This window comes from Luteolibacter arcticus, assembly GCF_025950235.1.
Lineage (GTDB): Bacteria > Verrucomicrobiota > Verrucomicrobiia > Verrucomicrobiales > Akkermansiaceae > Haloferula > Haloferula arctica.
In genome coordinates this window covers 131,246-154,547 of record NZ_JAPDDT010000006.1, presented here as the reverse complement: position 1 = coordinate 154,547, position 23,302 = coordinate 131,246, and the positions used below count along the sequence as shown (strand labels likewise).

General features: G+C 62.3%; 12 protein-coding genes. 2 read left to right on the top strand and 10 right to left on the bottom strand.

Annotation, left to right across the window (positions count from 1 at the left end):
- Positions 1-372: 372 nt before the first annotated feature.
- A complete protein-coding gene (locus OKA05_RS15085; RefSeq protein WP_264487996.1) occupies positions 373-576 on the bottom strand; it encodes a hypothetical protein in 204 nt (67 codons plus the stop codon).
- A gap of 183 nt (positions 577-759) precedes the next feature.
- Here OKA05_RS15085 and OKA05_RS15080 point away from each other — a divergent pair, with 183 nt between their 5' ends.
- Together OKA05_RS15080 and OKA05_RS15075 are read left to right on the top strand one after the other, a co-directional pair.
- On the top strand, positions 760-1,173 hold the full coding sequence (locus OKA05_RS15080; RefSeq protein ID WP_264487995.1) for a hypothetical protein: 414 nt from the start codon (positions 760-762) through the stop codon (positions 1,171-1,173).
- Between the two features lie 687 nt (positions 1,174-1,860).
- Positions 1,861-2,004: a hypothetical protein gene (locus OKA05_RS15075; protein WP_264487994.1), complete on the top strand. Its 144-nt coding sequence runs from the start codon at positions 1,861-1,863 to the stop codon at positions 2,002-2,004.
- Here the strand turns inward: OKA05_RS15075 and OKA05_RS29340 are convergent.
- From OKA05_RS29340 to OKA05_RS15030, 9 genes are all read right to left on the bottom strand, one after another.
- Positions 1,984-2,130 (bottom strand): helix-turn-helix transcriptional regulator, encoded by a 147-nt coding sequence (locus OKA05_RS29340; RefSeq protein WP_264488167.1) that lies wholly within the window; start codon positions 2,128-2,130, stop codon positions 1,984-1,986. The genes OKA05_RS15075 and OKA05_RS29340 overlap by 21 nt on opposite strands.
- Positions 2,131-2,139: 9 nt before the next feature.
- A complete protein-coding gene (locus OKA05_RS15065) occupies positions 2,140-2,901 on the bottom strand; it encodes a site-specific integrase (protein WP_264487993.1) in 762 nt (253 codons plus the stop codon).
- A 528-nt stretch (positions 2,902-3,429) separates the two neighbouring features.
- Complete coding sequence (locus tag OKA05_RS15060; protein ID WP_264487992.1) at positions 3,430-5,760, bottom strand: glycoside hydrolase family 95 protein; 2,331 nt, start codon at positions 5,758-5,760, stop codon at positions 3,430-3,432.
- Positions 5,761-5,825: 65 nt separating this feature from the next.
- Positions 5,826-7,271: a DUF1501 domain-containing protein gene (locus tag OKA05_RS15055; protein WP_264487991.1), complete on the bottom strand. Its 1,446-nt coding sequence runs from the start codon at positions 7,269-7,271 to the stop codon at positions 5,826-5,828.
- Between the two features lie 2 nt (positions 7,272-7,273).
- Positions 7,274-10,423 carry a PSD1 and planctomycete cytochrome C domain-containing protein gene (locus OKA05_RS15050; protein WP_264487990.1) on the bottom strand — a complete coding sequence of 1,050 codons (3,150 nt, stop codon included), beginning with the start codon at positions 10,421-10,423 and terminating at the stop codon, positions 7,274-7,276.
- 62 nt (positions 10,424-10,485) lie between these two features.
- Entirely contained in the window at positions 10,486-13,827 is a 3,342-nt protein-coding gene (locus tag OKA05_RS15045) for a DUF5107 domain-containing protein (protein ID WP_264487989.1), read from the bottom strand.
- Between the two features lie 24 nt (positions 13,828-13,851).
- Complete coding sequence (locus OKA05_RS15040) at positions 13,852-15,291, bottom strand: sugar porter family MFS transporter (RefSeq protein WP_264487988.1); 1,440 nt, start codon at positions 15,289-15,291, stop codon at positions 13,852-13,854.
- 205 nt (positions 15,292-15,496) lie between these two features.
- A complete protein-coding gene (locus OKA05_RS15035) occupies positions 15,497-17,737 on the bottom strand; it encodes a carboxy terminal-processing peptidase (RefSeq protein WP_264487987.1) in 2,241 nt (746 codons plus the stop codon).
- A 254-nt stretch (positions 17,738-17,991) separates the two neighbouring features.
- The gene (locus tag OKA05_RS15030) at positions 17,992-23,157 is read right to left on the bottom strand and encodes a beta strand repeat-containing protein (protein WP_264487986.1); all 5,166 of its coding nucleotides are present in this window, start codon (positions 23,155-23,157) and stop codon (positions 17,992-17,994) included.
- Positions 23,158-23,302: the final 145 nt, after the last annotated feature.

The window sequence follows — 23,302 nt, the reverse complement described above, 5'->3', positions numbered from 1 at the left end:
CAATGGACTAAATGCGAATAAGAATGGACAATCGTATTGCACGATCCTTTTGAAAGGGCCATCATTCTCAGGGGCATGTTTTGCACCAGCCGAGTTCCCGGTCTGCATCCTTACCATCCCGGTCGGATGAGCCTCAGCCGGTTGGGAACTCAGCTACGGGACCATTGAGGAACCTGATGTCGCTGCGGATGGCTGATCGGTTCCCGGCGGCCGCTATGATGGCGGCGAATCCGGACGGGGCGTCAGTTCTCGGCTTGCGGAATCTGCCATTCGCAGTCTTCTGTGGCGGGGCTGATACCGCACTCGATCGCAATAAGATCTGTGCACCAAAGGGCTGGAACGCGATGCGTTAGAAAAGGAGAATTCTGGTAGCTACGACACGTCGTCCACATCTATGAAGGCCTGCCGCATTGGATCAACCAGAAGGATGCCAAAGGGATTCCAGGGATGGCGAAACACACGCGCCTGGCATGGCCAAAGCGGATCGTCTGGTTGCACGATGACGTTCCACACGAAAGCTTCTACTGGCTCGAAATCCCAAAAGGCAAACGGTTGATCCTCGGTGGTGGGGACCACGGCTGGCGGGTGCTGAAATTCACCGCCCTGCGCGGTTCATCCCCACGTGGGTGGTGACCACGACAACAACCCCTACATCGCGGATCCAGAGGGCTGTTCATCCCCTCGCAGGGTGGGCACCACAAGACCTTGCCGTGCCCCTTGTAGTCATTCGCCGGATCATCCCCACGCAAGGGGGACCAGATGGCAGGTTGTGCCGGGCACGGCGGCAACGTCGGCGAGATGCGGCACCCCTACCTCAATCGCCGTACCGGCATCGAACCGGTCGACCACATCCACCTGCTCTGCCAACCTATCTTGAAGCGCACACTCGGCGTGATTCGTTTCCAAGAGCAGATCCTCCGGATCGCGATGGATGTCGCCGGCTTCGCCGGTGCCGAAGCCGATGAACTCCGCCGGGCGATGGGCTCGAAGCGCTCGCGGAAGAAAATGGGCCAGGTGGTCGAGAAGCTCCGCCGGGGGGGATGGCGGAGCGAGGTGACGATGAGGTCGCCCAAGACAAGATCGTTCAAAGCATTGGAGCGTTCGCTCTTTATGGATTCCCAGAGAGCCACGCCATCTCGTTTGCCCTCATTGCCTACGCCTCGTGCTCCCTGAAGATCCATCATCCCGCGGAGTTCTACACGGGCCTGCTCAATAACCAGCCCATGGGATTCTACTCCCCGAACTCCCTGATCTAGGACGGAAAGCGTCGAAGCATTCGGTTTCTCCCGGTTTCGGTAATCCCTAGCGATGACCGAACGACCGTTGTCCCTAACGACACCGTCCGGCTCGGTCTGCTTCGCATCAAAGGTTAGGGCCGGGAGACTGCAGTACGCATCGCAACCGAACGAAGGAGGCGTCCCTTCGCCTCGCTGGCCGAATTCCTCGATCGATGCCAACCGAATCAAAAGGAACGGCCGCTGCTCGCAAAGGCGGGCGAGCTCAACGAGCTTCTTTCGATCGGCCACCGGCGCGCGGGCCTCTGGCAGGTGGAGCTACCGCTCTATTACGACCTGCTGCCTGCGGAGCCTCGAGAGGACGTTCTGCCTGCGATGGCGATGGCGGAGCGCCTCGCAGCCGACTACACGACTCAGGGTGCGTCGGCTGGCCCTCATCCGATCCGGTTGTGGCGTGAACGACATCCGGAACTGAAGCTGCCGCGCGCCGTCGATCTCGTGAGGCTTCCACACGGCCTCCCCGTGAGCATCGCCGGCATGGTCATCTATCGCCAACGACCGGGCACCGCGAAGGGGCACTGCTTCATCTCCCCTCGAGGACGAGACCGGTATTGCGAACCTGTTCGTGCCGAAGACGACCTTCCATGCCTACCGTCTGGTGATCACAGCCGAATCGTTCTTGCTCGCCGAGGGTAGGGTTCAAATCGGCGAAGGCAACCACGCGACTCTCTACGAAGAAGCCATGAAGCTACTTCTCCGTGGAGCCTGAATCCGGAACTCTCATCCCCAAGAACTTCACCGCCGCCTCGGTTCGGCAGCGGACATGGAGCTTTTCGTAAATCTCCTTGAAGTGCCAGCGGACGGTTTCGACGCTCATCATCAGTACGTCTGCAATCTCGTCCTCTCACCATCTTCGAATACTGTTAGAATCAGTAATCTCAGTTCGGGCATCTGCTGGTTGGCTTGGCAGTACGACCAAGTCGCACCACACCCGCCAGCCAGATAGGCGTATGACGGCCTTCTCCTTGCGAATCCAGTTGGCGGGAAGGACGGTTTCGCCGAGCGGGTAGGCGGCGAGCCATGCCGCAAGCGGCGGTGGCATGTGAATGAACCGGCGGCGCGTGGTCTTGGCGCTCACGGCTGGCACCGTGATTCCATCGGCAGTGAAGTCCTCCGGCGTCAGTCGCTCGATCTCCTCACGACGCATGCCGGTGAACAACGCGACGGCGAACGGCAAAGCGGTTTCGGGGTAATGCTTCTCGGCGGTCGTCAGCAGCTTCTTGACCTGCGCAGCAGTCAGCGTCTCGATGTGGGCGGAAACGGTCTCCTTCCGCTCGATGTAGTCCATTCTCCCCTCGTGGCACCACTCGCGCGGAGGCTGCGACGCCCATCGCCAGAATGCGGATTTAAGGCGAAAGCTCTGATTGAATGATCCGGGCCCGCCGGTGACGCGCTCCAGATGGCCTGCGATCTCAGGGCCGGTGATGGAACTCATCGGGCGATCGCCAAACTCCTCGACAAGCTTCTCCCCCATCAAGCGGTATGCCTGCACCTGCTTGTCGCTGCGGTCGTCCTTCCGGCGGCGGAACTCGGCGAGCGCCTTCGCAAGCGTGGAGGATTCCTGATTGCGCTTCTCGACCTCCACGAACTGCTGGGCAACCTCCAAGATGGAAACGCCGTAGGGCTCTAATAGCTTTGCCGCCGCGTGCGCCTGCTCGGCCAGAGCCTGCGCGATAGCGCGGGCTTGCTGACCGAATGTCTCGCGCTGTTCCCGAACGGCCTTGGCAGCCTTCTACGGCCTTTTCTCGGGATGGGAAGAAATGGCGCTCCCACTTGCCGCTCTCAGTGAACTTGGCAGGGATGTTCAACCGCCAGCCGTCCGGCGTCTGCTTGGGAGTGAATTTGGCCAGTCTCGCCATGGCCCAATCCTGCCCTAATTGCCCCTAAAACCCCGGAACTTGCCGAACAGACGGACTTTCTGGATCTTCTCAGAATTGCACATCAATCAGTTACGAAACGACCAGTGTTCTTCCAACCGGACGGTCACTGGTTCGAGCCCAGTCGGGTGTGCCGCTCCCTCAATTACTTACAACATAAACCGGTTGAAGTTTCGAGGCGTTCATCTTTATGGTTCCGAATCCATGGGCGGTGCAAAAGGAAGGATGCTCGCTTCGGAGGAATTCGCCGAAGGCGGTTAGAGCGAGTTGGGAGTAACGATTTTGGTTTCGCCATTCGTCACAAGTGTCACCGGCTTTGGGTGCTTGGCTGACAGGCGATAGGCTGCAACTTTACCGTCCTTCCATTCGATGTCGACGACCACCCCGCCGCGGGCACGCAGGCCGATGACTTTGCCAGCGGGCCAGGCCTTGGGCAGGGCAGGAAGCAATTCGATGAGCGGAGCACCGTTCGAATCCTTGCGGTGCGATTGAAGCAGCATCTCGGCGATCGCGGCGGTGCTGCCGAAATTGCTGTCGATCTGGAAGGGAGGGCAGGCGCCCAACAGGTTCGGATACATACCGCCCCCGCGGTTGTACACCACTCCAGTGGTCCGAGTGTAGCCGAGTCCGGCCTTGAGCCATTCGTAGGCTTGGTCGTTTTTTCGCAAGCGGGAATAAATCAGGCTTCGCCACGGGAATGCCCACCCGTTGGCAGCCTTGCCGCGACCTAACAGGGAAACTTCAGCGGCCTCCGCGAGCTTTGGCGTTTCCTGCGGGGTGATCTCGCTGCCGGGGAAGACCGCCCACAGATGAGAGGTGTGCCGGTGACCATCCTTGGCGCGGTCCACATCGCGGTTCCACTCCTGGAGCTGACCGTGGCGGCCGATCTTCGGCGGTGCCAACCGAGCGCGCGCATCGGCGAACTGCTTGGCAAGGTCCAGGTCTGTTCCCAGGATTTTCGACGCCTTGATGCAGTTGGCGAATAGCTCGCTCGCGATCTGCATGTCGCACGCCACTCCGAAGTCATAGCGGCCACCCGGATAGGTGTTTTCCGGGGATTCGGCGATGCCGGTCAGCAGCTTGCCATCCAGCTCGACCAGTCCATCGAACAGGCAGAGGGCAGCACCCTTCATGAGCGGATAGCCGGTTTCCTGGAGAAACTTCAGATCACCCGTGTAGAGGTAGTGCTCCCACGCGTGCTGGCTGAGCCAGCCAGCCGCGCCGCGCCAGTTCCAGCGGTTGTCGCTGTAGGCCCAAGGATTGGTATAAATCGGCGCGAACCAGCCGCGCGCATTGAATACCCGCTTGGCCACCCCTTCGCCGGTTTGCTGCAGCGATTCCATCAGATCGAAGAGCGGCAGGTGGCATTCGGAGAGGCCGGTCACCTCCGCGGGCCAGTAGTTCATCTCCACATTGATGTCGGTGTGCCAATCGCAGTCCCACATCGGGGAGTTGGACTCGTTCCAGATGCCTTGCAAATTCGCCGGCAGGGTGCCCGGGCGCGAGCTGCTGATCAGGAGGTAGCGGCCGTATTGGAAAATGAGCGCCTCGAGTTCGGGATCCGGCGCCGTCGCGGCTCGTTTTAGCCGCTCGTCCGTCGGCACTTGGGAAAGATCCTGCGTGCCTTTGAGTTCCAGCGCGCAACGTTTGTTCAGCGCCTGATAGTCGGCGACATGCGCGCGGCGCAGTTCAGCAAAGGGCTTTTTCAGCGCGGCTTGCAGATCGCGGTTGCAGACGATCTCCGGCTTCTCGCCGGTGTGTTGGGAGTAAATGCCCGCGGTGGCACTCTTGTAATCCGTCGCCGCTGTTAGAATCAGCTCCACCTCGTCCGCGCCGGTGACTTCTAGCGCATTGCCCGCCTGCATGACCTGGCCGCCCTTCGCGCGCACCGCCAATTGAGCCTCGAAGGCCAGGCCATTGTTCGCGATCACACCGGCAAGGATCAGCCGGTCGCTATCCACACGGGTGGTGGCTTTCTTGTGCGGGGTTGTTAGATTGGCGAGGAAACCTACCTGTCCCGGCTTGTCCGCGGTCAGACGCATCACCACCGAACGGTCGGGAAAGCTGGAGAAATACTCGCGTTGGTAAGTCACGCCTCCCACCGTGTAGCGAACGTTACCGGTCGCATCCGAAAGATCCAAGTGGCGGCGATAGTTTGTCGCTTCCCCCTCCGGGTGCTTCATCTCCAACCTCACATCGCCGAAAGCCTGATAGGCGCCGAAATACTTGCGGGGATCGACGTAGCCGGGGCCGCCGCGCGACGTGGCTGCAATCTGGCTGCCCACCTTATTGAAGCCGGCAATGTCCCCCTTGCGCATCATCTCGAGCGCTTCATCCGCCAACTTCGGATCGTTCACATGAGTCGAGGCAAACGGCTTCCCCGTCCACATGCTCTCTTCATTGAACTGAATCCGCTCCTTTTCCACGCCGCCGAAGAACATCGCCCCGATGCGTCCATTGCCGATCGGCAGCGCCTCGGTCATCCAAGTAGTCGCGGGCTTGTCGTACCAGAGTTGATCAGCGGCGGTCGCAGAATCGGCAAGCGTCAGACAGGCGACCAAGGAGACGACGGCGAATTTGAGCTTCATGGAAATGGAGGATCCCAGGTTGAGTTAGAAACCGTTGGAGGTGGGATTGGATAGGCTGGCATCCTCTACGCCAAAATCGCCTTCACCACCTTCGCCTCCTCCACGCCGGTGAGCTTGAGATCGAGCCCTTGGAACTTGTGGGTGAAGCGGGCGTGGTCGATCCCGAACTGCTGGAGCAGCGTGGCATGGAGATCGCGGACGTGGACGATGTCCTGGACCGAGGCGTAGCCGAGTTCGTCGGTGGCCCCATGGACGATGCCCGGTTTGATTCCCGCACCGGCCATCCACAGGCTGAAGCCCTTGATGTGGTGATCGCGGCCACTTCCCTGCCCCATCGGGGTGCGGCCGAATTCACCGCCCCAGATGACGAGCGTGTCTTCGAGCAGGCCGCGCTGTTTCAGGTCCTTGACCAGTGCCGCGGAGGCCTGGTCGGTGCGTTTGGCAGACTCGGTCATCTTCGCCACGATCTCCCCGTGATGGTCCCAGCCGCGGTGATAGAGCTGCACGAAACGGACGCCGCGCTCGAGCATGCGCCGCGCGAGCAGGCAATTGCTTGCGAAGGAGCCATCGCCCGGCGTCTTCACGCCATACATGTCGAGAATGTGCTTCGGCTCATCGCGCATGTCGGTGAGGTCCGGCACCGAGGTCTGCATGCGGAAGGCCATTTCGTACTGGCTCATCCGCGTTTCGATCTCGGGATCGAAACGGTCCTCGGCAAGCATGCCATTGAGCCGGCGGATCTCGTCGATGACCTGCCTCTGGGTGGATTGGCAGACGCCATCGGGACTGCCCACGTAGTGGACCGCGCTGCCCTTGCTTTGGAACTGCACGCCCTGGAACTTGCTCGGCAGGAAGCCGGCGCTCCATTGGCGAGCCGAGACCGGTTGGTCCGGGTCCGAGCCGCGCGAGATCATGACGACGTAGCCGGGTAGATTCTGCGACTCCGCGCCGAGTCCGTAGAGCAGCCACGAGCCCATGCTGGGGCGGCCTTTCAGGATCGAGCCGCTGTTCATGAACGCGTGCGCCGGGTCGTGGTTGATCTGTTCGGTGACCATCGAGCGGACCACGCAGATGTCGTCTGCGATCGAGCCGATGTGCGGGAACAGGTCGGAGATCTCGATGCCACTTTGCCCGTATCGCTTGAACTTCGTGAACGATCCACGGGCAATCAGCTTGGCACCCTGCAACTGCGCTAGCTGCTGCCCCGCGGTGAAGGATGCGGGGAACTCCTTGCCGTTGAGCGCATCAAGCTGCGGCTTCGGATCGAAGGACTCGAGATGTGATGGACCGCCGGCCATGCAGAGATGCACCACGCGTTTCGCCCGCGCCGGAAAGTGCAGGCCGCCCTGTCCTTGGATGAAGGGCAATCCGGCAGCTTCCGGACTTTGACCAGCACCCATGAGTTTGGAAAACGCCAGCCCGCCCAATCCGGCGAAGCTGCGCTGGAGGAAGGTGCGGCGGCTCCAGTCGAGTTGATGGCGCTCGAGTTGGTCGATGAAGGGATGTTTCATCGTCAGTAGCGGGTCAGGGTTTCGTGGAGGTTGAGGATCACGCGGCAGACTTGCGCCCAGGCGGCAAGCTCGGCAGGCGGGTGGCTCTCGCCGTGATCGGAAAGGCCGATCTTAAGGAAAGCGACGGCGTCTTCAGGCTTGGCGGCATAGTCGTCGCGCTGTTGCGCGAGGAAAGCCGTGAGGGACTTCAGCTCAGCAGGCTTTGCATCGCGACCCAGCGCGGTGCGGATGGCGGCGCGGACTCTCTCCTCATCGCCTGCTGCCGCATGCTCCGCCAGCAGGCGCAAGGCGAAGCTGCGGGCCGCCTCCACGAAGCTAGGATCATTGAGCAAGATGAGTGCCTGCTGCGGGCTGTTCGATTGCAAGCGGTCGGCGGCGCACTCCTCGCGGCTGGGAGCATCGAAGCCCGCCAGCATCGGGTGCATGAAGGTCCGCTGCCAATGCATGTAGAGGCCGCGGCGGTACTGCTGGTCTCCGGTATCGGCTGCGTAGTCGCGCTGCGGGAAGTTGAGATTCGCGTAGTAGCCGGCGGGCTGATAGGGCTTCGCGCTGGGTCCGCCGATCAGATCGTCCTCTAACAATCCTGAGATCGAGAGGACGTTGTCGCGGACGAACTCGGCATCGAGCCGGCGCGGCGATTGTTCGCAGAGCAAGCGGTTGGCGGGGTCGCGATCTGCCAGCTCCGGCCGTCCTGCCGAGCGCTGGCGGTAAGTGCGGCTCGTCACGATGAGACGAACCACGTGTTTCACGTCCCAGCCGGAATCGCGGAACTCTGCGGCCAGCCAGTCAAGGAGTTGGGGATGCGACGGCCATTCGCCCTGGTTGCCTAGGTCATCGAGGACATTCGAGAGACCTTTGCCGAAGAACTGCTTCCACAAGCGGTTGGCAAACTGGCGGGCAGGCAGCGGGTTGTCCGCGGCCGTGAGCCAGGTGGCGAGATCAAGACGGGTTAGACGCCCGGTCTTTCCTGCCAGCGACGCCTGAGGCAGGAAGGCGGGAACAGCAGGCAGCACTTCTTCGGCGGGCGCTGCCCAATTGCCACGCGGCAGGATGTGGGACTTCCTTATCTTGTCGGCAGAAAGCGATTGGGCAACCAGCGACCAGGCGTAGCCGGCGCGGCATTTGACGATCGCGTCACGGATCGTCCGGTAGGCCGCGGGAAGCTTCGCGTCCGGTGTGGTCGACTGCAACCAGCCCGCGACCAGTTCGCGGCGCTGGGTGTCTGTTAGAGCGTTTGGCGGAGACTTCAGTGCGACCGCGAGTTCACCGCGAAGGGCGTTGGTAAGTCCGGGCACGGCATCACCGAAAGGAGTGATGCTGATGCGGACGCGACCGATGTCGGCGGTCGCGAGCGTGATTGTTAGAAGCCGTCCGCGTGTGGCGGGCTGGGTTTCGGCAAGATGGTAAAGAGCGTGATGCGGCCGGGAAGCGGCGTCCAGCGGCTCCTCAAACGGTGCGGGCGCCGACGTCCACTTTGGCTCTAGCAGGGGTGAAGGATTGCCCTCCGTGTATTTGGCGGGTGTGCGGCGGTCCGCTTGGGACCACGCGATCTTCAAGGGCGTGGCATCGATCGCGAAGGTGGGCGTCACCGTGAACTTGCCATTCGCCTGGCGGCCGATCTTGCCCGCATTTCTGGCGTCCGGCAGCACTTCGAGCCGCAGCGAGCGCACGGCGACATCCGGCAGCTCGAGCTTGAGCGTGATCACTTCGTCCTTCACCGGCGGGCCGGTGAAGAGGATTGATTGATCCTGTTGCACCTCGTGCGGAGTCTTCTTGGCGGGGCTGACTTCCCTGGGTTCGAGTACCGCCCAGCCCGTGGGATGAGCGGAGACGAAGGAGGCCGCGCGCTGCTTCCACAGTTGGAAGGCGGGACCGTCCGCCGTACCGGAGGCCGACAGCGTCGCAACGCCATCCTCCTGCAGCGTGAGCAGCCGCTTGCGGATCGCCGCGTTCGGCGCGTGGATTTCCGGCGGGAACGGCGAGGTGTTGTCGAAACCCACCAGATCCTTGGTCGTGCTGTAGGATTGATTGGAATAGACGCCCCACTGACGGACATCGTCGAAGAAGGCTCCCAACGAATAGAAATCCTTGGCCGTGAGCGGATCGAACTTGTGATCGTGGCATTCGGCGCAGCCGGTGGTCAGGCCGAGCCAAGCGGCCCCGATGGCGCGCACGCGGTCACCGGCATATTTCGCGAGGTATTCCTTCTCCTGCGCGCCACCTTCGCGGGTCATCAAATTGAGACGGAGAAATCCGGTGGCGATGCGTTGCTCATCGGTCGCGCTTGGCAGCAGATCGCCAGCGAGTTGTTCGGTGGTGAACTGATCGAAGGGCTTGTTGTCGTTGAAGGCATTGATGACATAGTCCCGGTAGGGATAGATCCGCTGATTCTGGTCGCCGTGGTAGCCGACGGTGTCCGCGAAACGAACGACGTCCAGCCACGGGACGGCCATGCGCTCGCCATAATGCGGAGAGGCCAACAGACGCTCGACCTGCTTCGCATAGGCATCGGGACTTTGATCCGCGAGGAAGGCTGCGACTTCCGCGGGTGTCGGCGGGAGCCCGATGAGATCCAGCGAAAGGCGCCGCAACAACGTGGCCTTGTCCGCCTCGGGAGACGGATCGAGCTTCTCTGTTTCCAGCTTCGCCAGCACGAAGGCATCGATCGGATTGGCGACCGCTTCCGCGTGTTTTGTTAGAGCCGGTGCTGCGGCTTTCACCACGGGAGCGAAGGCCCAGTGCTGCTCATACTTCGCACCCTGCTGGATCCACCGCCGGATGAGCTGCTTCTGCAGCTCCGTTAGATCCTTGTGGAACTCGGGCGGCGGCATCACCTGCTTGGGATCTTTCGAAATGATGTGCCGCCAGATGGCGCTTTCGTCGGGCTTGCCCGGGACGATCGCGTGCTCCTCCGAGTCCTTTAGCTTCGCATAGGCACCTTCTGGAATGTCGAGCCGCAGGTCGGCCTTGCGATGGGACTTGTCGAAGCCATGGCAGGCGAAGCACGTGTTCGAGAAGATCGGCCGGATATGGGCATTGAAGGTGACCTGCTCGGGCAAGACCGGGGTGGCGGCCTGCAGTTTCCCGCCGCCTCCCGCGAGCGCGAGGAAGAAAACCGGCAGGAGAAAGATCGATCGGCTTGAGCGGAACATGATGAAGAGCGGGCTCTGATCGGACGAGATGGATGGACTACCCCACCGGGAGTAAGAGACTTTCAGACGCTGCACTCCGCCTCGTTCTCTCGTCGGATCTCCTCAGCCCGACAAGCAAGCCTGCGGGAGAGTTCGACCGCATGGGCATCGGAGTTGCTGAAAGCCAACGTCCGTTCGAGGTGATGCAGGGCTTCGTCGTTACGGCTCAGGCCGTGGCACGCGATCGCGATGAGCAGATGATTCTCGGCATCCCGGCGCGCCTGCAGGTCTTCATCAAAGACCAACAGGTTCGGCAACGAGGTCGCGAAGTAGTCGATCTCCGCTTTTTCGTCCAGCTTCGCTTCGCCGAAGGCGCGCAGCGACTCGAAGAACTCGCGGGCTTCCACGCGTTGGCCAAGCTCGCGCAGGGAAAGACCGCGGAACCAGCTCAGCGGGCTGTGGGCGGTCACCGCCATGTCGGAGAAATCGCCGTCTTCCGCGGCACTCGCTTCGAAACAACGCAGCGCTTTTTCCTCGCGACCGAGGACGATCAAGCTGCGACCCAACCAGTAGTTCACGTCCGCCTTTGCCTGGAGGAGGTGGTAGGCCTCGCCCAGATTGGCCGGGGTGTCCATGGCATGGGAGAAGTGGGCATAGGCCTGTTTCGCATCACCCGCCTCCAATGCCTCGCGCCCCAAGGCGAGATGCGCGGTCGTAAATTGCCGGAGGACAGAGCCTTCACCTCCTTCCCATGGATGGAAGCGACGGGTGGTGAGCAGTTCGAGCGCCCGCGCCGGCTGGCCGGTGAGGTTGTAGAGCGTGGCAAGTTCCACCGCGCAGTCGTCCCGCTCCAGCACAAGCTGGCGGCGCTCTTCCAGGAAAGTCAGGCGGTCCGCCAGAGGATCGTTGAGCTTCTTGCGAAGTTGGTCGAACTCGGCGAGCAACCGTGCATCGCAGGGATCCGCGGCAAGCGCCTTCTCATAGCTCGCGCGTGCTGCGAGTCCGTCGCGGTGCTGGTTCCAATAGGCGATCCCCAGGTTGCGGTGAACGGTCGCGAACTTCGCCCCCTCGGCAAGGGAGCGTTCCCAGGCGGCGATTGCCTCGCCATGACGCTTGCGGTCGTAGAGGAAGTTGCCCAGCGCGTAGGCGGCCACCGGATCGTTCCCCGGCTGGTCCACCGCCCACAGGAGCACCACGTATTCCTCCAGTCGCGAGGGAAAGAAGCGATCCGGCGATTGCGGGCGCGCGCCTTCGAGCGCCACCGCGCTGGCCAGCAGCCATGCCAGCAGATACCGGGTCATCGGCGTGGCGGCCAAGGGGTTCGGCACGGCGGACTGCGGTACCGGGTGGGCGTGGTGCCAGCGGATCAACCGCACGGCCTCTTCACGGAAGCCACTCCCGATGTAGTCGAAGGCGAGATCCAGGATCGTCTGGCCATCGTTGCGGGTAAGTTCGGCGAACGCCGTGCTGCCACCCTCCCTCTCCCAGCGCGCCCAGTGGTCCAGCGGGTCGTGCGCCAACGCCTGATCCAGAACCACCACCGCCTCGTCTTCCAGTCCGAGATGGCGCAGGCAGCGAGCCTTCAGCACGATGGCCTTGGCGTTGCGGCGGTTCACATCGAGTGCCTCCTCGAGGTATCCGAGCGCGCGCTGCCACTCCCCGCTCCGGCAATCGAGCGCGGCGAGCTGATAGTTGGCAGCTCCCCGCCACTCGGCATTCCACGCCGATTTCGCAAGGGCATCGCGGCTACCCTCCCCGTCGTCCAACCAGCCCAAAGTGATCCCGAGATAATAGTGAGCCTCCCCATTCACCGGATTCGGGTGATGCGAGGTCAAGCGGCCGGTCGCGATGCGGAGATGCTCCGCTGCCACGACAAACTCGCCGCGTTCCAGCGCACGCCGGCCCAGCGCCGTACGGCAGCGGGCATCCGCCGGATCGCGACGCAGCGCCTCCTCCCAATAGAGTTCCGGCGCCCGGGTGGGATGGCGATACTGCTCCAAGTGTTCGCCGGTGAAATAGAGTTCGTCCGCCGAGGCCATCTCCGCGGGTGCCGCCGGTTGGGTTGCCACCTGGCGCTCGCGAACGAGTGTGGTGCGATCCACCGGGCGGTAGGACAGCACTTCCTTGCCGTGGCCATCATAGACTCTGGCCGAGAGTGCGCGTTCACTTTCCTCCTTCAGTCGCAAGCCGGCTTTCCGCCAGGCAGGACCGGGGACCAAATCCACCGTTTCATCGATGAGTATCCGCTCGCCCTCACGCAGCACGATCCGAGCTCCCGGCATCGCCTCTGGAACAGCGACGCCGAAGTCGATTCCTCGCTTCTCATCCACGACTAGGCGCAACGCTGCGCGAGTGCTGGCGTTCTGCACCGGGCCGAGCCCCTGGATCGGCCACCAGAATTGGGAGAAGGTCTTCGTTTCGTAGGGAAGCAGATAGCTGAAGTCCGGCTGGTTATCCGTATAGACGCCCGCCATCAACTCGACATACGGCCCGTTGGTGTCCGTCAGCTCGCGGTCCCACGCATAGCCGAAATCGTGGTTGCCCCAGGTCCACTGCTTCTTGCCCGGCGCGATGTGACGGTCCGCGACATGGACGAATCCCCCGTCCGCCTCGAAGTCATAGCCGCCGAAGAAATCGAAGCGGGTCTGGCAGACCATGTAGCTGGTCGGCACCGGGATGTTCTTGTACCAGCTCAGGTCAGCCTTGCCCGGCCGCTCTTGATAGGGCACGCCGTAGTAGGGCTGCGTGGCATGAGGAAAGGACGACTGCGCCCGCACCGCGTGATCGGCTACGTAGTGCACGTCCGGCGGGAAGAACGCCTGATAGCGATCATGAACCCTCGCCGCGACATTCGCCCACCACAGGAAGGTCCGTGTCATGGCGGTGCGGTTGAAGAGCCGTCCGCGCAATTCGATCAGTGAAGATCCCGGTCGCAGCCGGATCCCGTGCATGCCCTTGAGTCGGTGGATCGGATCATGTTCGCTGAACCAAATCGTGCGGACGCCGTCCGGCTCCTCCTCGATCGCGACATCCGCCGGCAGGAAGGTGCCCGGGCGATGGTGTTGCGGCCAGTTGAACTCCACCCCGCCGGAAATCCATGGCCCGGCCAGGCCGACCAAGGCCGGCTTGATGACATCCTGACGGTAAAAGAAGTCGTAGTCGCGGTTCGACTTGTCCTGGCCGATGAAGATGCGCCCGCCGATCTCCGGCAGCATGACCAACTTCACGAGTTCGTTCTCCAAACGCGCCGACCGGTAGCACACTTGCTCTGGATGGTCGTGCACCTTGTCGATGAACGGCACCGGATAGACCTTGCCGTTCGATCCCTGATAGACGCGCTTCTCAAAGAACAGAGGATTCTTCTCCGGCTCGCCGACCGGGTAGGTGGGGATCACCAGAGACTCAAGTTTTGCAATGACAGACATGAAATAGGGTGACGGCGCTCCGGCTCAGTCCACGAGTTCGCGTTCGATTTGCTCCAGGCTCTTGCCCTTCGTTTCAGGCAGCCGCCGCTTCACCAGCAGGAAGCCGAGCACGCAGATCCCGGCGTAGGTCCAGAAGGTGTTCGCCGCTCCGAACTTCTCGTTCATGATCGGGAAGGTGTAGGTGAGGACGAAGCAAGCCAGCCACAGGAAGAACACCGCCGTGGACATCGCAGCGCCCCGAATCCGGTTCGGGAAGATCTCCGAAATCACCACCCACGTCACGGGTGCCAGGGTGGCCGCGTAGCAAGCGATCGCCATGAGTACCAGAGTCAGCACGCTACCCCCCAGCATGCCCTTGTAGTAACAGAAACCGATCAGCACGTAGACCAGCGCGAGTCCCGCCGAACCCGCCAGCATCAAGGGCCGGCGGCCGAGCTTGTCCACCACCGCCATCGCCACCAGCGTGAACACGAGGTTGACCGAACCGGTCCACGCAATGTTCTGCAGCGTGTCGTCGATGCTATAGCCCGCCGAGCGGAAGATCTCCCCGGCATAGTTGAAGATCACATTGATGCCGCACCATTGCTGGAAGACGGCCAAGCCAATCCCCAACAAGAGAATGCGCAGCATCTTCGGCTCCAAGAGTTCGCGGAATGCGACCTTCTCGCCGGACTCCACGGTGCCTTCGATGGAACCAAGGACGCGCCGCGCGTAATTCGGTCCGCCGATCCGTGAGAGGATCTTCTCCGCCTGCTCGGGCCGGCCCTTCTTCACCAGCCAGCGGGGGCTTTCCGGAACCACCAGCATGCCGATCAAGAACAGGATCGAAGGCACCACCGTGATGCCGAACATCCAGCGCCAGCCGCTCGTGTGGTTCCACGCCGACAAAGCCTCCTTGTCCCCCGCAGGCAGCCATGACAGCGCATAGGGCATCTTCTGGGCCACCCACAGATTCACCACCTGCGCCAGCAGCACGCCGGTCACGATGGTGAACTGGTTCAGCGAAACCAATCGGCCGCGAATGGCGGAGGGCGCGATCTCCGCAATATACATCGGCGATAGATTCGAGGCCAAGCCGATCGCCACCCCGCCGAGCATCCGCCATGCGACGAAAGCATTGAAGCTGTTAGCCAGGCCCGTGCCCACGGAGGTAACCGCGAACAAGACGGCTGAAACCACGAGCAGCCCCTTGCGCCCGAAGCGGTCGCTCAAGCCGCCGGAAAGCAGTGCGCCCGCCAGGCAACCGATTAAAGCGCAACTCTGCGCCCAGCCGCGATCCTCTGCTTCGGTCAAATGGAAGAATTCCTCATAGAAGGGTGCCGCGCCACCGATCACTACCCAATCGTAGCCGAACAACAGTCCTCCCAGCGCGGCAATCAGCGCGATCATCCACAGGTAGCCCCCATGCCTTTCGTCGAGCGGAATCACCTCGTCCGCAGCGGCAGATGTCGTCACTAGAGCCATGAATAATCCTCGGAATTGGGTTGCCCGACGCAGTCACCCGCGGGGTGAAACACCGCGCAGGCACTGGTTGCCATTCCATCATGCACTGAGGTTCCGGAACAATGGATGATTCGGGGAAAAAGATGGACGATCCCACGATTTCCCCGATCACCATCGCCCTTCCATTGCAGGCAACGGCGGCCTTCCGGCCGCGCTCAAGTCAGGATCATCGCGAGGGCATTCCCGCCAGACGCGCATTGCGATTGATATCCACCATGTCTCCGAGGATCGCGAGGGTCTCCCGCTTCTGGGGGTCCAGGGCACTGGGCCATGACAGAGTATCGCTGAGCGCGGCGGTTTCGTCCTTCGCCGTGCGAAGGTAGTCTTCGCTGGCGAGGGAGGGATCGTATTTCAAGGGATCGCCGCCCTTTGCCACCTGGTCGAGGGTGAGCTTGTAGAAGGTGAGTTGCTCCCTGTCCCGCTGTTGCATCGCGGCAAAACGCGCCTGCCGTTCTGCATTCCGCCGCTGTTGCCAGACGGCGACCTCATCCAGTTCCTTCTGCCGGGTGGCCAGATGCAATGAAACGCGGTTCGCACCGGCGATGGCTTTCGCTTTGGCAACATCCTCGATGATCTCGTTGAAGTCTTTCGATGCCGCGACCCGTCCCGCGCTGAGTTCCTTCAGGCGAGGTAGCGAGAGCGCTTCCTTCTTGAGGGGTGCGAATTCCGGCGCACGACCGATCCGGTCATGCCCCAGCGCATGCTCGAGAAAAGCCTCCCCGTATTCCGCCGCGTCACCGGGAGACGGCAGGATGATGTCGGGAACGACGCCAACCATCTGGGTCGAAGAGCCCGAAGGACGGTAGAATTTCTGGAACGTGATCTTGAGGCCGCCGGCATTGTCGCGGTCACCAAAGAAGGGCAGCATGCGGCCGATGTCGTGCGGTCCGTTCTGGACGGTGCCCTTGCCGAAGGTCGAGGTGTCTCCGACGATCACGGCGCGGTTGGCATCCTGGAGTGCCCCCGCGAGGATCTCACTGGCGGAGGCGCTGCCCTTGTTCGTGAGCACAACCACCGGGCCATCGTAAATCGGAACCCGGCGATCGGACTCCTTCACCTCGATCCCGCCCACGGAGCCCTTCACTTGAACCACCGGGCCACGAGGGGAAAAGAAACCGGTGATCCGCAGGACTTCGGCGAGCGATCCCCCGCCGTTGTTGCGGAGATCAACCAGCAAGCCATCGATCCGCTCGACCTTCAGCCGCTCCAACAAACGCTCCACATCGACCGAGCAACGGACTTGCCCGTCATCGAAGTCCGAATAGAAGGATGGCAGCGTGATCACGCCGAGGCGGGATGCTTCACTGCCCGCCGGCTTGACGTCGAAGATAGCAGCGCTTGCCTGCCCGTCCTTGCGGTTGAATTTACCGCGGACCAGATCGACTATGGAGGTCTCGTCTTGTGCCGCTCCGGCCCGCCGGGTCTTCAAAAAAACGGAGACATTCTCCGGGCCACGGACAAGATTGCTGACCTCGCCGGAGTTCATGAAAAGGATGTCCACCATCTCGCGGGGGCCGGTGCCATCCGGGTCCACCGCGACAATCCGATCCTTGGGCTGGAGAGTTCCCTGCTTGTCCGCGGGTCCCCCGATCACGATGCCCGTGACCTCGGTCGCGCCATCTTCTCCGCTCGCAAAGGTCACGCCGATCCCGGCAAGCTCGTTCCTCATGTCTTCCTGAAAGCGGGTCATCTCGGAGGAAGTGAAGTAGTCCGTGTGCGGATCGAAGGAATGGGCCACGGCGTTGAGAAACCGGGCAGCCACGTCTTCCTCGCCAGCGTGCCTGACGTCCTCCCGCAAACGCAGGTAACGACGGGCGATCTTGTCCTTCGGCTCCATGTCTTCGCCCTGCTGCTTCTCCGCGGCCTGCCTTGCGGGGATTTGAGCGGCCATGGAGCGGCGGAGAGCATCGGCGAGCACGTCCGCCTTCACCTGTTGTTGCCAGACCGCCACCGCCGCGGTCTCGTCCGGTGGCCAGGCCGCGTCCTTGCGGCTGCGCAGGATCGTCTCCTCCGTGGAGAAATCGAAGGCATTTGCGGCGAGCAACCGGTCGGCCTCGGCCACACGGGCTTCCACCCGCTGGCGGAAGATGCCGTAGATATCCTGAGCGGCCTTCATGCCCTCCCGCCGGAGGAGCATGTTTGCCAGCTTCCCACCGTAGTCGCGGCCGAAACGGCTGACATCCTCCTGCGTGAAGTAGAGCTTGTCCGGATCGAGGCTCCGCAGATAGGCGTCCAGAAACCGTTGGCTCATTTCGTCAAAAGGCGGACGGGCCACGTGGCCGTTCTGCAGCATAATGGCCATCTGCTTGCCGACCTCATTGTAGTCCGCCTGTCCGGCATGGCCGGTGAGAGGAGTGATGGTGAATCCAATCGCCAGGGCGGTGGTGAGGAAGTGTGAACGTTTCATGGATGATGCGCGGTCTCGCAAGGCTTTGAGCGGCAACCACAGGATAAATTGTCGATCTCAAACCAGACTTTTCCGACCGACCCAGTCACAGCCGCTTCAACAAGAGGTCAGCGCGGGATCTCGACCGGGACAACTGCCGGACACGAGAAACGGAAACACAAGTGCCGCGCGGATTGCTCCGCGCGGCACCGTTCCTTCCCTTCTTGACCTCGACGGGAAATCTATTTCATCGCGCTAGCCGCGAACTATCTGACTCAGGGCGCGACCTCCACCCGCAGGCGGGCGAATTTCTTCGCGTCCGGTGCTTGGGCTATAGTCAGCTTCACCGTGTCGGTGCCGTTGAGATTGTCGGTGACAGTCACCCTGGTCGTGGAACCCGCCGTGTTATTGCCGACCGTGAAGTTCAGCGGCCAGGTCACGAGCGTGGTGCCCACGTCGATGACCACCGACGTGTCGGGAGTCTTCGAATCCTGATCGCGCAGGAAGGTGAAGACCAGATCGCCGTTCGCAGTTGAAACGGTCGGCAGCTTGCTCAGATCATTGGTGGTGGCCAATCCGCCGAGGACATACTCGACGCCGTTGGCGACGCCGTCCCCATCGTAATCCTGATTGGCGGTTTGCCCGGGTGCATTGGTGCTCGCCCATGAGCTGAAGCCGCCGGCAGGTGCGAGGGCTTCCAGGGTCACCGCATTGCTGTCGGCGTAGCGGATCGTGAAGTTGTTGATGCCGACGTTCACGGTAGCACCCTCCGCCAAGCCGTTGAAGGTGCCGCCAAGTGTGCCGGTATAGGTGATGAGCGTCAGCTTGGTGCCAAGTGTGATGGCCGCCGGGGCACCGGCGATGTCGGTGAGGGCAAGGGTGCCCCCCAGGGTGACATTGCCCGTGACATTCACCACGTCCGCGGAAGGCGAGCCGGACGAGTTGATCTCCGCGGCAAAGATAGCACCCACGGGCAGCGTCAGTTCACCCGTCGCGAGCGACTCGATGGACTCGCCCGGGGCGAGCGTACCGCCGGATTCCACGACGATTGGTCCCGCCACAGCGCCAGTGCCGCCGAGGGTGGCGGTGGACTTGACGGTGACAGTGTTGGTACCGGTGGCGGAACCGCTGGCATTGTTCACCAGCACTTTGCCCGCGTTAAGGGTGGTGACACCGGTGTAGACATTGACTCCGGAAAGCGTGAGCGTGCCGGCACCCGTCTTGGTCAAGCCACTGACGAAGGCGCTGTCTCCACTCATCAACGGTGCGGAGACGGTCAGGGTCCCGCTGGTGACCGCAAAGGTCGTATGCGCACCAGCGCTACCGAGCATCACTTGGCCATTGCTACCGGCGGTGGTGCTGATCAGCGAGGTCCCGGTCGAAGTGACCGTGCCATTGATGTTCCAAGAGCCGTAGGTTTCGGCATCTCTCGGAGCATCGAGTGGCGACGCGCTTCCCGTGGTCGAAGTCAGGGTGCCACTGTTCAAGGTCACGTTGTTCAGCGCGTTGTTGATCGCATTGCTGACCGCGGGATCCGAGTTGGTGACCGTGCCACCGCTCACCACCAGGGAGGGCACGTTGGTGGTGTTGTGATTGCCGAAGGTGTTCGGCGCTTGGAACTCCAGCGTCGCGCCGCTGTTCACGGTGATCGTGCGGGCATTGCTCGCGCTACCGAAGACCGTGTTGGAACCGGTGCGGAGGGCCGCGCCGATCAGCTTGCCATCGTTCACCGTGATGTCGCCGGAGAACGAGCTGTTGGCGGTAGGCACCACGCCGGGACCGGTCAGTGTCAAGGTGCCGGGACTCGTCTTGGTGAGCGCCACCGTGCCGGTGGCCCCAAGGAGGCTCTGCGAGATCACGCCGGAGAAAGTGCCGTCGGCAACGCTCAGGGTGGAGATGCTAGCCGCGGTATTCTTGGTAATGGAGCCGCCGCCACCGAGAGTTCCCACAGTGGTTGTGCTGCCACCCACGAGGGAGATAAAGCCACCGGTATCGATCGTGAGATCCTGGCCCGTAAGGGTGCCATTGAACAGGGTCAGGTTGCCGCCATCGAGGACGTGAACGTTTCCGGTGAAGGAATTGTAGGCGTTGGCATTGGTGATATTGAAGCGACCTTGGCCATCAGGGCCGGGAGCGGTGCTGGACTGGGTATTGCCAACCTCGAGGGTTCCGGCTCCGACGAGGGCACCGGTAAAGTTTACAGCGCCGACTCCGGAGGAGGTGCGGGTGACTCGCAACGTGCCATCCAGATTGATGTTGCCCGAGCCGAGGGAGCGGGCACCGCTTCCGGCAAAGTTGACGAGCGCACTCTTGCCGGTGCCCACCGAAAGGGTGTTGGCATCGGTCAGGTTGCCGGTGGTGTTGACTTGGAGGGTGGTGTTGTTCGCGAGATCAACATTGCCTGTTCCCAGTGCGCCGAGATGGGAGATGGCAAGCGTGCCGCCGGCAATGGTGAGCCCCCCCGAATAGGTGTTGGCCCCGGCGAGCGTGAGCGTGCCGCTGTCGGCCTTGGTAATGCCGAAGGCACCCGAGACTCCGCCCCCCACGGTGAGAGTCTTGCCGGGGGCGACCGTCCATGACTGCGAGTCACCGAGCACGACCGCGGAATTGATCGTGGCGCTCTCGATGGCGTTGATCGCGCTCGCAGCGCCGGTGCCATTGCTCAGAAGGGTAATGTTGTGGCCGCCATCGGGCTTGATCGTGACCGGAGTGGAATCCACGAACGTGAGGCTCTTCGCTGCCATGTTGGCACCCAAGACGATATTGCTCTGTTCGACGGCGTCGGCGGTCGTCGAGAAGATGATATCCGTGGAAGCTCCGGGGGTAAGCCCGGTCGGCGTCAGGGTAGGGCCTGATGACCAGTTGCTGAGTGAACCGGTGGAGAGCGCCATGGCATTGCCGGCACCGGCAAGCTGGCCGCCATACCAATAGGCAGTAGGCAAGGGACTGGAAGGCGTGAGGGAACCGATTGTCACATCGGTGTCCGTCGCGTTCAGAACCGCGGTGAAGCCCGTCGTATTGGCCAGCACATAGGTGGCATTGCTGAGTCCGCTCGCCGCATGGAGGAGCGTGTGGCCTGATCCCGATGGCGTCGCCGCATTGAGATGGAACGTGACGACCCCTGACGTCGTCGCGGCAGCCGAGGTGGTCAAGGTATCGGTCGCAGCCCCTGCCCAATCGACGCGGATCGCGCCGGACGCGAAGTTAAGTCCCGCGAGAGTGTGGGCGCGCGCGGTGCCATCGGCAACGCTCAAGGTGGCGCCACTGCCCACCGAAAAGATGGATCCCGTCGGCAAGCTGGAGGGGCCCGCAAAGGCGAGTGTCCCGCCACTGACCGTGGTGGCTCCGGTGTAGAGGTTGGAGCCTGAGAGAGTCCAAATACCCGTGCCGCTCTTGGTAAGGGAGGTAGCCAACTGCCCCGCCGTTCCCAACGCCGCGTTCGCAATGGTCCCGGTGATTTCTCCCGTGCCCGCCGTCGAACCTTGCAGGGTGAGAGTCTTGCGTTGGTCCGTCGCAGCCGCCCCGGGAATCGAGAACCCGCCAGTCAAGACCAGCGATCCGGACCCGGATTGATCCAAAGTGGCACCGCCGGTGCCTCCGGCAAATGTCAGTGCTCGATCCGTGGTTTCCCCAGTTCCGGTGTAGCGAAGTGCGCCTGTCACGGTGGTGTTGCCCAGACTGATGCCGCCCGCCGCGCCAAGATTGCTGCTGGAGCTAGCCGCCGTGCCGATGTTGGCCACACTGAGCGTGCCCGCATTGATTCTCGTCCCGCCCGCGTAGGTGTTCGCTCCGCTGAGGGCGATTGTCCCGACACCGACCTTGGTCAGCAGGTTGCTGCCGCTGCCGTCCGAAATGGCTCCGGAGATGGTGTTAGTGCCGCTATTGGAGCCGATGCTGGCGTTGGAATTGAGCGTGATCGTGCCTGAAATCGTCGATGCGGTGTCCAGACGGATAGCTCCCAGACTGCCGATCGTGGGCTCCAACCATCCACTGCCAGCGTTCAAGGTGAAACTGTTGGTGTAGGTCCCACTGCCAGAGGCGAAAAGCTGGCCATTGGTACCGATGGTGATGGTGCCGTTGCCCAAAGTGGCTTGGGTGGTGGCGCCAATGCGCGCGCCGGCGATGCTCAACTGCCCGGTAAAACCGCTGTTGGCACCAGTGAGACCCACCGAACTGAGAATCGAACTGGCTGCCGTGTGGTTGCCTTGGAACGAAAGGGTGCCGCTACCGCTGATCGCACCGGCATAGGTTCCCGCGAGGTCGATGCTACCGCTGCCGATGGTCAGGCTAGCCGACCCCAGCGTGAGATTGCCGCCAGTCGAGCCGCCGCCCGTGAGTTTTCCGATCTGGGTGTTGAAGCCATTGAGGTCCAGAGTGGCACCGGCGGCATTCGCCATGACAACCGCCGAGTTATTGCCAAACGCGCCGCTCACACCCGCGACTGTGGCCACGCCGGCCTTGACCGTGCCGGCATTCACCGTGGTCGTGCCGGTGTAGGTGTTCGGGCCGGAGAGTGTCTGCGTGCCGGTGCCGAGTTTGGTGAAGCCCCCGCCCCCGGCGATGGTGCCGGCGTAGGCGGTGCTGGTGTTATTGCGCCCCACTGTCAGGGTGCCCGCGCCCAAGGCGACATTGCCGCCGGTCGTGCCGCCGCCGGCGAGGGAGCCGATATCGGTGGCAAAGCCCGCGAGGTCCAAGTTCGCTCCGGCCACGTCCGCCAATGTCAATGCGGCTCCATTGCCGAAGGCCCCGTTCGTACCGCCCGCAGAAACCACGCCTGCCCGCAAGGTGCCGGCGTTGACCGTGGTGGTGCCAGTGTAGGTGTTGGCACCTGCGAGGATGGTCGTGCCGGTGCCGCTCTTGGTGACGTGCGAGGGGCCAGTGCTCGTGGAAGGATTGATCAGTCCATCAACCTGCCAGTTGCCCGAACCCGTGAACGCCAAGGTGAAGTTGGCATTACCGCCCCCGGTCGTGTTCGTGATCTTGTTGCCCAAGGTTGCGGTGTTGGCGGAATCGTTTTGGAAGGTGTAGGTAGCGGTCGTCTGAGGTACGAGCCTGATGTTGCCACCGCTGGTGCCCATCGAGAAAGCCGCTGCACCGGACTCGATGGTGATGCCCGTGGAGGAGGCGAAACGGAAATTCAACAGACCGGTCGTCGAGTTGATCGTCAGGGGCGAGGTCTGCCCCGCTTGGACGAGAATCCCTCCAATACCGGCCGATCCAGTTCCCTCGATCGCAGCGGCAAATGTGACATTATTCTGAGCGCCGACCCCATTGAAGGTCGCGCGTTCGGCGGTGGTATCGGGGAGACCGCCGGTCCAGTTGGCGGCATTCCCCCAGTCGGCACTGGCGCTGCCATTCCAAACATTGTCCACAGCCTGTGTAGTCTGGAAAGCGGATCCGAGAAGGATGCTGAGTCGAATGAAACGTGGAGTTTTTTTCACGGGTTTTGAGGTCTTGTTGGTTCTAACGGGAGCACATGCCGACAGCCAGACGGGGGAGAGCGGCGGGGCGACTGCCTGGGAAATGCTCGAATTCCCCAAGCGAATCCCGGGCGTCGACAGCCTGGATTCAACCTTAGTTGTATTA

Bases quoted from the DNA above. Each gene is read 5' to 3' on its own strand.
- OKA05_RS15050 (WP_264487990.1), bottom strand. From the start codon at position 10,423: ATGTTCCGCTCAAGCCGATCGATCTTTCTCCTGCCGGTTTTCTTCCTC.
- OKA05_RS15060 (WP_264487992.1), bottom strand. From the start codon at position 5,760: ATGAAGCTCAAATTCGCCGTCGTCTCCTTGGTCGCCTGTCTGACGCTT.
- OKA05_RS15045 (WP_264487989.1), bottom strand. From the start codon at position 13,827: ATGTCTGTCATTGCAAAACTTGAGTCTCTGGTGATCCCCACCTACCCG.
- OKA05_RS15080 (WP_264487995.1), top strand. From the start codon at position 760: ATGGCAGGTTGTGCCGGGCACGGCGGCAACGTCGGCGAGATGCGGCAC.
- OKA05_RS15035 (WP_264487987.1), bottom strand. From the start codon at position 17,737: ATGAAACGTTCACACTTCCTCACCACCGCCCTGGCGATTGGATTCACC.
- OKA05_RS15055 (WP_264487991.1), bottom strand. From the start codon at position 7,271: ATGAAACATCCCTTCATCGACCAACTCGAGCGCCATCAACTCGACTGG.
- OKA05_RS15040 (WP_264487988.1), bottom strand. From the start codon at position 15,291: ATGGCTCTAGTGACGACATCTGCCGCTGCGGACGAGGTGATTCCGCTC.